At 52.5% G+C, this 11,243-nt stretch carries 11 protein-coding genes; all 11 read right to left on the reverse strand.

Annotated features, from left to right (window positions below; translation table 11 throughout):
• Positions 1-187: 187 nt before the first annotated feature.
• Positions 188-2,017, reverse strand: coding sequence for a glutamine--fructose-6-phosphate transaminase (isomerizing) (gene glmS, locus L977_RS08385; protein WP_014881886.1), 1,830 nt, complete (start codon positions 2,015-2,017; stop codon positions 188-190).
• A 224-nt stretch (positions 2,018-2,241) separates the two neighbouring features.
• A complete protein-coding gene (gene glmU, locus L977_RS08390; protein WP_045134506.1) occupies positions 2,242-3,612 on the reverse strand; it encodes a bifunctional UDP-N-acetylglucosamine diphosphorylase/glucosamine-1-phosphate N-acetyltransferase GlmU in 1,371 nt (456 codons plus the stop codon).
• A 138-nt stretch (positions 3,613-3,750) separates the two neighbouring features.
• A complete protein-coding gene (locus L977_RS08395) occupies positions 3,751-4,170 on the reverse strand; it encodes a F0F1 ATP synthase subunit epsilon (protein ID WP_006177560.1) in 420 nt (139 codons plus the stop codon).
• Between the two features lie 20 nt (positions 4,171-4,190).
• A complete protein-coding gene (gene atpD, locus L977_RS08400) occupies positions 4,191-5,573 on the reverse strand; it encodes a F0F1 ATP synthase subunit beta (protein WP_003862362.1) in 1,383 nt (460 codons plus the stop codon).
• A 31-nt stretch (positions 5,574-5,604) separates the two neighbouring features.
• Positions 5,605-6,468: a F0F1 ATP synthase subunit gamma gene (gene atpG, locus L977_RS08405; RefSeq protein WP_014881884.1), complete on the reverse strand. Its 864-nt coding sequence runs from the start codon at positions 6,466-6,468 to the stop codon at positions 5,605-5,607.
• Positions 6,469-6,519: 51 nt separating this feature from the next.
• Positions 6,520-8,061: a F0F1 ATP synthase subunit alpha gene (gene atpA / locus L977_RS08410; RefSeq protein WP_003862367.1), complete on the reverse strand. Its 1,542-nt coding sequence runs from the start codon at positions 8,059-8,061 to the stop codon at positions 6,520-6,522.
• A 12-nt stretch (positions 8,062-8,073) separates the two neighbouring features.
• A complete protein-coding gene (gene atpH, locus L977_RS08415) occupies positions 8,074-8,607 on the reverse strand; it encodes a F0F1 ATP synthase subunit delta (protein ID WP_008500192.1) in 534 nt (177 codons plus the stop codon).
• A 14-nt stretch (positions 8,608-8,621) separates the two neighbouring features.
• Positions 8,622-9,092, reverse strand: coding sequence for a F0F1 ATP synthase subunit B (gene atpF / locus L977_RS08420; RefSeq protein ID WP_003862370.1), 471 nt, complete (start codon positions 9,090-9,092; stop codon positions 8,622-8,624).
• Between the two features lie 48 nt (positions 9,093-9,140).
• On the reverse strand, positions 9,141-9,380 hold the full coding sequence (gene atpE / locus L977_RS08425; RefSeq protein WP_000429386.1) for a F0F1 ATP synthase subunit C: 240 nt from the start codon (positions 9,378-9,380) through the stop codon (positions 9,141-9,143).
• A 49-nt stretch (positions 9,381-9,429) separates the two neighbouring features.
• On the reverse strand, positions 9,430-10,245 hold the full coding sequence (gene atpB / locus L977_RS08430) for a F0F1 ATP synthase subunit A (RefSeq protein ID WP_014881883.1): 816 nt from the start codon (positions 10,243-10,245) through the stop codon (positions 9,430-9,432).
• 8 nt (positions 10,246-10,253) lie between these two features.
• On the reverse strand, positions 10,254-10,634 hold the full coding sequence (atpI, locus tag L977_RS08435) for a F0F1 ATP synthase subunit I (RefSeq protein WP_008500194.1): 381 nt from the start codon (positions 10,632-10,634) through the stop codon (positions 10,254-10,256).
• Positions 10,635-11,243: the final 609 nt, after the last annotated feature.

Below are 11,243 nucleotides of genomic sequence, written 5' to 3' on the forward strand. Positions count from 1 at the left end.
GGAATAGTTCAGGATGAAATGAGGTCTTAATATAATATTATATTTAAAAAAACAGGATTAATTCTACCAGGATTTATATATCTCTATTATTCCAGAATTATATTTTCAGAGTAAATTTATATTTACCGATCAAAAAATAGCCCCACAATCATAGATTTATGGGGCTATTTCACTTCAATATATAAAATTATTCAACCGTGACCGATTTCGCCAGGTTACGCGGCTGGTCAACGTCAGTGCCTTTGATCAGCGCCACGTGATAAGCCAACAGCTGCAGCGGAACAGTGTAGAAGATCGGTGCAATCACCTCTTCGACATGCGGCATTTCGATGATGTGCATATTGTCGCTGCTGGCAAAACCGGCATCTTTATCAGCGAAGACGTACAGGACACCGCCGCGAGCGCGCACTTCTTCGATGTTGGATTTCAGTTTTTCCAGCAGTTCGTTGTTTGGTGCAACAACGATGACCGGCATATCCGCATCAATCAGCGCCAGAGGGCCGTGTTTCAGCTCGCCTGCCGCATAAGCTTCAGCGTGAATGTAGGAGATCTCTTTCAGCTTCAGCGCGCCTTCCAGCGCGATCGGATACTGATCGCCACGGCCCAGGAACAGGGCGTGATGTTTGTCAGAGAAATCTTCCGCCAGCGCTTCAATACGTTTGTCCTGAGACAGCATCTGCTCAATACGGCTCGGCAGCGCCTGCAGCCCGTGAACGATGTCGTGCTCAACGGAAGCATCTTCACCTTTCAGGCGCGCCAGCTTCGCCACCAGCATCAGCAGAACCGTCAACTGAGTGGTAAACGCTTTAGTAGAGGCGACGCCAATTTCGGTGCCCGCTTTGGTCATCAGCGCCAGATCGGACTCGCGCACCAGTGAAGAACCTGGAACGTTACAGATGGCCAGAGAGCCCAGGTAACCCAGCTCTTTAGAAAGACGCAGCGCTGCCAGGGTATCTGCCGTTTCACCGGACTGAGACAAAGTGATCATCAGGCTGTTGCGACGCACAGCGGATTTGCGATAGCGGAATTCAGACGCGATTTCCACGTCGCACGGCACACCCGCCAGGGATTCAAACCAGTAGCGAGAGACCATACCGGAGTTGTAGGAGGTGCCACAGGCGACGATCTGAATATGCTCAACCTTGCCGAGCAGTTCATTGGCATTGGCACCCAGTTCGCTCAGATCCACCTCGCCGTGGCTAATGCGCCCGGTCAGGGTGTTTTTGATCGCGTTTGGCTGCTCGTAAATCTCTTTCTGCATGTAATGACGGTACGCGCCTTTGTCGCCCGCATCGTACTGCAGATTCGATTCGATCTCCTGACGCTTAACCTGCTCGCCTTTGGTATCGAAAACGGTCACGCTGCGGCGAGTCACTTCCGCGATATCTCCCTCTTCCAGGAAGATAAAGCGGCGGGTCACCGGCAGAAGTGCCAGCTGATCGGAGGCGATGAAGTTTTCCCCCATCCCCAGACCGATAACCATTGGGCTACCGGAACGCGCGGCCAGCAGCGTGGACGGGTCGCGGGAATCCATGATTACCGTACCGTATGCACCGCGCAGCTGAGGAATAGCGCGCAGTACCGCTTCACGGAGCGTGCCGCCCTGTGCCAGCTCCCAGTGCACCAGGTGAGCAATCACTTCGGTGTCGGTTTCAGAGACAAAGGTATAACCGCGCGCTTTCAGTTCTTCGCGCAGGGGTTCGTGGTTTTCGATAATGCCGTTATGGACGACCACGATGTGTTCAGACACATGCGGGTGGGCGTTACCTTCGGATGGTTCACCGTGCGTCGCCCAGCGGGTGTGCGCAATACCCGTCCCGCCGTGCAGCGGATGTTCTTCCGCAGCCTGGGCCAGCATCTGCACTTTACCCAGGCGGCGCAGACGGGTCATATGACCTTCTGCATCTACGACAGCCAGACCGGCAGAGTCGTAACCACGGTATTCCAGACGACGTAAACCTTCGAGAAGGATTTCAGCAATATCACGCTGCGCAACTGCGCCAACAATTCCACACATATTTTAGATTCCGAATTTAGGCATGATGCCTGCGTTGTCGCTGACCTGTATTTGCCCTTTCCGGGCACCCCGAGCCTTGTAGAGAGTGGGGTTATAGTTATGGGTACTGCTTGTGGGGGGAGATATATATTTATCTCCTCACCCGGGTTTGCCTGATGACGGCTACGCCTTATCAGGCCTACTCAATGGTAGGGCGGGTAAGCGTAGCGCCACCCGCCTTGTTGTTACTTCTTCTTCACCGGGCGTTTCCAGCCCTGCTTGTGCACCTGCGGCACGCGGCTTAACACTAACTCGTTATCCGCCACGTCACGCGTCACGGTCGTCCCGGCGGCAATGGTCACGCCGTTACCTACGGTGACAGGCGCCACCAGCTGCGTGTCAGAACCCACAAACACGTCGTCGCCGATAATGGTTTTGAACTTGTTGGCACCGTCATAGTTACAGGTAATGGTTCCTGCACCAATATTCACGTTGTCGCCAATTTCTGCGTCACCCAGATAGGTCAGATGACCGGCTTTCGAGCCTTTCCCCAGACGCGCTTTTTTCATTTCCACGAAGTTGCCTACGTGAGCGCCTTCCAGCAGCTCAGCACCTGGACGCAGACGCGCAAACGGACCGATAGTACACGCCGCGTCCAGATGAGCATCTTCAACCACGCTGTACGGGCTAATTTCGCAGTCGTCACCGATGACGCTGTTTTTGATAACACAGCCGGCGCCAATTTTGACGCGGTTGCCAAGCTGAACGTTGCCTTCAAGGATAACGTTAGTATCAATCTCAACATCTCGCCCGTGCGACAAGGTCCCGCGCAGATCGAAACGCGCTGGATCGCGCAGCATTACGCCGGCCAGCAGCAGCTTTTCGGCCTGCTCAGACTGATAAATGCGCTCGAGACGAGAAAGCTGCAGACGGTTATTCACGCCGTCCGTTTCACTGATGCGCGCCGGATGAACGGCGGCAATTTCACGCCCTTCGTGGTACGCCATCGCAATGATATCGGTGATGTAGTACTCACCCTGCGCGTTGTTGTTATTGAGCTTCGACAGCCAGCGCTTCATATCTGCGCCATTGGCAATCAGGATACCGGTGTTGATCTCCTGAATCTGACGCTGTTCATCGCTGGCGTCTTTGTGTTCAACGATACCCGTTACGTGGCCGTTCTCACGTGTGATACGGCCATAGCCCGTTGGGTCGTCCAGCACGACGGTTAATAAACCGATGCCGCCCTGCGGTTTGGCTGCACGCAGGCGAGTCAGCGTCTCGACGGAGATCAGCGGGACGTCTCCGTAGAGCATCAGGATGTCTTCGTCATCGGCAAAGAAAGGGGCGGCCTGCTGCATTGCATGGCCAGTACCCAGCTGTTCAGCCTGGAGCACCCAGTTGAGCGCGTCATCGCTCAGCGCCTTTTTAAGCAGATCGCCACCGTGTCCATAAACCAGATGGACCTGGCGGGCCCCCAGTTCATTCGCTGCATCAATGACATGCTGCACCATTGGCTTTCCTGCCAGACGGTGAAGCACTTTAGGCAGATCGGAATACATGCGGGTACCTTTGCCAGCGGCAAGGATCACCACGCTCATCGCACTGTTTGACATACGCATCCTGACGGTAATTTAAGTGAGAAGTAAAAACGTTTGATGCTTAAAATTCTACATCTTTTTCATCATGAATTAAGGCACAAAAAAAAAGCCAGCCTGGTATACAGACTGGCTTTTGAGCTTTTCAAGCCGGTGTTACATCGCTTTTTTGGTCAACTCGATAACGCGCAGTTTCGCGATCGCTTTGGCCAGCTCCGCAGACGCCTGAGCGTAATCCACGTCACCATGAGAGCTGCTAATGTGCTCTTCAGCCTTACGCTTCGATTCCAGGGCTCGTGCTTCGTCGAGATCCTGGCCACGAATAGCGGTATCGGCCAGAACGGTCACACTGCCAGGCTGCACTTCAAGAATGCCGCCGGACAGATAGATAAACTCTTCATGACCGAACTGTTTAACGATGCGGATCATACCAGGCTTAATGGCGGTGAGCAGCGGTGCGTGACCCGGGAAAATACCCAGTTCACCTTCACTACCCGTTACCTGGATTTTCTCGACCAGACCAGAGAACATTTGTTGCTCTGCGCTGACGACATCCAGGTGGTAAGTCATTGCCATATCACCCTCCGATTAAGGCGTTAAAGTTTTTTGGCTTTTTCCACTGCTTCTTCGATGGAACCAACCATGTAGAACGCCTGCTCTGGCAGGTGATCGTATTCGCCTTCCATGATGCCTTTAAAGCCACGGATGGTGTCTTTCAGGGAAACGTATTTACCCGGAGAACCGGTGAATACTTCCGCAACGAAGAACGGCTGGGACAGGAAGCGCTGGATCTTACGCGCACGTGCTACCACCAGTTTGTCTTCTTCAGACAGCTCATCCATACCCAGGATGGCGATGATGTCTTTCAGTTCCTGGTAACGCTGCAGCAGGGACTGTACGCCACGCGCGGTGTCGTAGTGTTCCTGACCCACAACCAGTGGATCCAGCTGACGGCTGGTGGAGTCCAGCGGGTCAACGGCCGGGTAGATACCCAGAGACGCGATCTGACGGCTCAGTACCACGGTTGCATCTAAGTGCGCAAAGGTGGTGGCTGGTGATGGGTCAGTCAAGTCATCCGCAGGTACGTATACCGCCTGAACGGAGGTGATAGAACCGGTTTTGGTAGAGGTGATACGTTCCTGAAGAACACCCATCTCTTCCGCCAGCGTAGGCTGATAACCTACCGCTGAAGGCATACGACCCAGCAGTGCAGATACTTCAGTACCGGCCAGGGTGTAACGATAGATGTTATCAACGAACAGCAGAACGTCACGGCCTTCGTCACGGAACTTCTCAGCCATCGTCAGACCAGTCAGCGCAACGCGCAGACGGTTTCCAGGTGGCTCGTTCATCTGGCCGTAAACCAGGGATACTTTGTCCAGAACGTTGGAGTCGGTCATTTCGTGGTAGAAGTCGTTACCCTCACGAGTACGTTCACCTACGCCCGCAAACACAGAGTAACCGGAGTGCTCGATCGCGATGTTACGGATCAGCTCCATCATGTTTACGGTTTTACCTACACCCGCACCACCGAACAGACCAACTTTACCGCCCTTCGCAAACGGACACATCAGGTCGATAACTTTGATGCCGGTTTCCAGCAGTTCCTGAGAGCTTGACAGCTCTTCGTAGGAAGGTGCCGCGCGGTGGATAGCCCAACGCTCTTCTTCACCGATGTCGCCTTTCATGTCGATTGGCTGACCCAATACGTTCATGATACGACCCAGTGTTGCTTTACCTACAGGCACTTCGATCGGGTGCTCAAGGTCTTTCACTTCCAGACCACGACGCAGACCGTCGGAAGAACCCATCGCGATGGTACGCACGATACCGCCGCCGAGCTGCTGCTGAACTTCCAGCACCAGGCTCTCGTTACCATTCTGTACCTCAAGCGCGTCGTACACGCGTGGTACGGCGTCCTGAGGGAACTCGACGTCCACCACGGCGCCGATTACCTGGACAATCTTTCCAGTAGCCATCTTGAATCCTCTACGTAATTCGTAAACCTGGTTAAACCGCGGCGGCCCCCGAGACAATCTCGGTGAGTTCCTGAGTAATGCTGGCCTGACGAGCTTTGTTGTAAACCAACTGCAGCTCTTTAATCAGGCTGCCGCCATTATCGGTCGCGGCTTTCATCGCCACCATTCGTGCGGCCTGCTCGCTGGCCAGGTTTTCTACAACGCCCTGATAAACCTGAGATTCAACGTAACGACGCAGCAGGGTATCCAGCAGCGGTTTCGGATCGGGTTCATACAGGTAATCCCAGGCTTTCTGCTTCAACTCGTCATCTTCTGATGCCGGTAAAGGCAGCATCTGAGTGATCGTAGGCACCTGAGACATGGTGTTAATAAATTTGTTGCTGACAACGTACAGTCTGTCCAGACGGCCTTCATCATAGGCCTGCAACATCACTTTAACCGGGCCGATCAGTTCGGACAGGGACGGGTTATCACCCATACCGGTCACCTGAGCGACAATGTTGCCACCAACGGAGTTAAAGAAAGAGACGCCTTTAGAGCCAATCAGTGCCAGATCGCACTGAACGCCTTTATCGGACCAGCCTTTCATATCCGCCAGCAGTTTTTTGAACAGGTTAATGTTCAAGCCGCCACACAGACCACGGTCAGTCGACACTACCAGGTAGCCCACGCGCTTAACGTCGCGTTCTTCCAGGTAAGGGTGCTTGTATTCCAGATTACCGTTTGCAAGGTGACCAATCACTTTGCGCATGGTCTCTGCATAAGGACGGCTGGCCGCCATGCGATCCTGCGATTTACGCATTTTGGAAGCGGCGACCATCTCCATCGCTTTAGTGATCTTTTGCGTGTTCTGGACGCTTGCGATCTTACTACGTATCTCTTTTGCGCCGGCCATGAGCTTCTCCTCAATGCCAGGCGGCTTGTCCTGAGACAAGCCGCCGGACGATTACCAGGATTGGGTTGCTTTGAAGGAATCGAGGATAGCTTTCAGCTTGCCTTCGATTTCGTCGTTATAGCCACCGGTCTGGTTGATCTCTTGCATCAGCGGAGCGTGATCACGGTCGACGTAAGCCAGCAGAGCGGCTTCGAAGCTACCGATTTTCGCCAGTTCCACATCTTCGAGGTAACCGCGTTCAGCCGCGAACAGTACCAGGCCCTGCTGAGCAACAGACATTGGTGCGTACTGTTTCTGCTTCAGCAGCTCGGTCACTTTCTGACCGTGGCTCAGCTGTTTACGGGTTGCTTCGTCCAGATCGGATGCGAACTGAGAGAACGCAGCCAGTTCACGATACTGTGCCAGCGCGGTACGGATACCACCGGACAGTTTCTTGATGATCTTGGTCTGAGCAGCACCACCAACACGGGATACGGAGATACCCGGGTTAACCGCCGGACGAATACCGGAGTTAAACAGGTTGGTTTCCAGGAAGATCTGACCATCGGTAATGGAGATTACGTTGGTCGGAACGAACGCAGAAACGTCACCCGCCTGGGTTTCAATGATCGGCAGTGCGGTCAGAGAGCCCGTTTTACCCTTCACTTCACCTTTGGTGAAGTTCTCGACGTATTCCGCGTTAACGCGGGAAGCACGCTCCAGCAGACGAGAGTGGAGGTAGAATACGTCGCCCGGGAATGCTTCACGTCCTGGTGGACGACGGAGCAGCAGGGAAACCTGACGATAAGCAACAGCCTGTTTAGACAGGTCATCGTAAACGATCAGTGCATCTTCACCGCGGTCACGGAAGTATTCGCCCATTGCGCAACCCGCGTATGGCGCCAGGTATTGCAGTGCAGCAGATTCAGAAGCGGTAGCCACAACCACGATGGTGTTAGACAGCGCGCCGTGCTCTTCCAGTTTACGAACCACGTTAGAAATGGTGGACGCTTTCTGGCCGATAGCCACGTACACACATTTGATGCCGGAGTCACGCTGGTTGATGATGGCGTCGATTGCCATCGCGGTTTTACCGGTCTGACGGTCGCCGATGATCAGTTCACGCTGACCACGACCGATTGGGATCATGGCGTCAACAGACTTATAGCCTGTCTGAACAGGCTGATCGACGGACTGACGATCGATAACGCCTGGTGCGATAACTTCGATTGGAGAGAAGCCATCGTGCTCAACCGGACCTTTACCGTCGATTGGCGCACCCAGGGTGTTAACAACGCGGCCCAGCAGGCCACGGCCAACCGGCACTTCCAGAATACGGCCAGTACACTTAACCTTCATGCCTTCGGCGAGGTCAGCGTATGGACCCATCACAACCGCACCTACGGAGTCGCGCTCCAGGTTCAGTGCGATAGCGTAACGGTTACCCGGCAGGGAAATCATCTCACCCTGCATACAATCGGCCAGGCCGTGGATGCGGATAACACCGTCACTTACAGAAACAATAGTACCTTCATTGTGAGCTTCGCTCACAACATTGAACTGAGCAATGCGCTGCTTGATCAGTTCGCTGATTTCGGTGGAATTCAGTTGCATGCTCCAGTCCCCTTAAGACTGCAAGACGTCTGCAAGGCGTTCAAGACGGCCGCGTACGCTGCCATCAATGACCATATCACCCGAGCGGATGATTACGCCTGCCATTACAGACTTATCGATTTTGCAATTCAGCTTAACTTTGCGTGACAGACGTTTTTCCATCGCGGCGGTGATTTTCGCAAGCTGTTCATCACTCAGTTCAGTCGCTGAAGTCACTTCGACTTCAGCTGTTGCTTCACTAAGGGCACGTAAGTGCTCAAACTGCTCGAGAACATCCGGGAGCACACGGAGACGACCATTTTCTGCCATCACCTTAATCAGGTTCTGGCCGTTGGCATCCAGTTGCTCTCCGCACACGGCGATAAACGACGCGGCGAGAGTTTCAGGCGCTAACGCACCGGAAAGCAACTCGGCCATTTGTTCGTTTTTCGTCACCTCAGCGGCAAACGCCAGCATATTCTGCCAGCGATCGACATTTTGGTGTTCGATAGCAAAGTCAAAAGCTGCTTTGGCGTAGGGGCGAGCTACCGTAACAAATTCAGACATCAGCCCCTCCCTCCTTACAGTTCAGCGACAAGTTTGTCCACGATGTCGCTGTTAGCAGCTTCATCCACGGAACGTTCGATGATCTTCTCGGCGCCAGCAACAGCCAGAATCGCAACCTGCTTACGCAGTTCTTCACGAGCACGTTTACGCTCAGCTTCAATTTCAGCCTGAGCCTGTGTCACGATCTTAGTACGTTCCTGTTCTGCTTCAGCTTTGGCTTCGTCCAGGATCTGCGAACGGCGTTTGTTAGCCTGTTCGATGATGACCTGAGCTTCCGCTTTCGCTTTTTTCAGCTGGTCTGTCGCGTTGGCCTGTGCAAGGTCCAAATCTTTCTTAGCGCGTTCTGCAGAAGCCAGACCGTCAGCAATTTCTTTCTGACGTTTTTCGATGGCAGCCATTAAAGGCGGCCATACATACTTCATGCAGAACCAGACAAAGAGAATAAACGCGATGGCCTGGCCGAGGATTGTTGCGTTCATGTTCACAGCACAATACCTCTTAAATTTCTGTGGCTTGGGGTTTTAAAACAACTACTACGCGACAGCAAACATCACGTACAGACCCAGACCTACAGCGATCATTGGGATAGCATCCACCAGACCCATAACGATAAAGAACTGAGTACGCAGCAGAGGAATCAGATCAGGTTGACGCGCTGCGCCTTCCAGGAATTTGCCCCCGAGGATGCCGATACCGATCGCAGCACCGATAGCCGCCAGACCCATCATCACAGCGGCAGCCATGTACAGCAGATCCATATTCAGGTTTTCCATGACAGTCTCCAGTTTGTTTCAATTAAAACGTAGTAGTGTTGGTAAAAAATCAGTGCTCTTCAGACGCCATCGACAGATAGACGATCGTCAGAACCATGAAGATAAAGGCTTGCAGCGTAATGATCAGGATGTGGAAAATGGCCCATGGCACATTCAGAATCCACTGTGACCACCACGGCAGAAGACCCGCGATCAGAATGAAAATCAGCTCACCCGCATACATGTTGCCGAACAGTCGCAGACCCAGTGAAACAGGTTTGGACAGCAGGCTAACGCCTTCCAGGATCAGGTTGACCGGAATAAACGCCCAGTGGTTGAACGGCTGCAAGGTAAGCTCTTTCACAAAGCCGCTTACGCCTTTCATTTTGATGCTGTAGAAAAGAATCAGGATAAACACGCCCAGCGCCATCGACAGAGTGATGTTCACGTCCGCAGACGGTACAACACGCAGTGCAGGCAGGCCGAAGATGTGCTCGCCGATGAACGGCAGCAGGTCAATTGGCAGCAGGTCCATCAGGTTCATCAGGAAGACCCAAACGAACACGGTCAAGGCCAGCGGAGCAATCAGCTTGCTCTTACCATGGTACATGTCTTTCACGCTGCCATGGACGAAGCCGATGATCATTTCAACGAATGTCTGGAATTTCCCTGGAACACCGCTGGTCGCCTTTTTAGCAACGCTGCGGAACATGGCCAGGAACAGAAGACCCAATACCACCGAGAAGAACATGGAGTCGATGTTGATCGTCCAGAAGGTGGCCGGGGGGTTATGCGGATCCACCAGCGAGAATGTACGCAGGTCCAGCTGAAGGTTATTCAGATGGTGACCTATGTAATCCTGCGGCGTCATATTTTCTGAAGCCATGATGCCTTTTACCCTTTGTTATTGATTACAGCTGGAGCCAGAACTTGTACCACCAGCACCAAAACCCACGTTGCTATCAGCGGCATGAAGACCACTTTCAAAACCGCCAGCGCCATCACCAGTAAAGCAAAGGTCAGCAACACCTTACACACTTCGCCAAGAGCGAAGGACCAGGCCACGCGGCCTTTGGCGGGTGTATGCGCCTGATGACGCCAGGCAAAAATCATAAACAACACGTTTGGCAGCACAACTGCCAAACCCCCGCACACGGCGGAGATGCCCCAGAAGGGGTCTTTGAGGCTAAACAGCAGTCCACTTGCTATCACAGCCAGAAACTGAATGAACAGAAGCTTACGAGCAACGTTTCTACTCAAGAGCGACACAGACATCACGTTTTTACTCCTGCTCCCTTCGAGGTATGCCGCGTGTCGTATAAAACGTCCTTTAAGGCTCAGAGTCAAGCATCAAAAAGCGGACAAATTATACGGTGCGTACCCGTGATTTCAAACATTAAGTAGCGAAAAGGTGAATAAATGTTTAAATATTTTTCCCCACCGCTATTTTTCAACTTTCGCTGAAAGCATCGACCTTCGAGCAAAACTGCAAACAGCGCGAAAACGTTGACTACAAAGCGTGCACGAGATCACAAAACACACATTTGCGATAAGGTTGTATTTATCAAAGCCGTAAATCGCACAGGAGTATCTTTCTGAAATCAAAGATAAAATATCGCAACTATTTTCAAAACAGCCCCGTACACAATAAAAACCTTTTATTGACATTCTTAATAAATAATTAACATCGCACTCTGATTACAGTCTCCCACTTTTAGCAGACTGATATTTTCATAGTTGACTATCTTCACGGTGAATAATAGGCGCAACGTTAACCATAAGAAAAACCATGGTAAAAAAGAGGTTAAATGCTAACGGGTAAATCCATGTGAGTTGTGCTGTTTTTTAACATCACCAGAACAGCACAAATTCCACATTTTTTAT

Source organism: Enterobacter sp. ZOR0014 (assembly GCF_000798855.1).
GTDB lineage: Bacteria > Pseudomonadota > Gammaproteobacteria > Enterobacterales > Enterobacteriaceae > Enterobacter > Enterobacter kobei.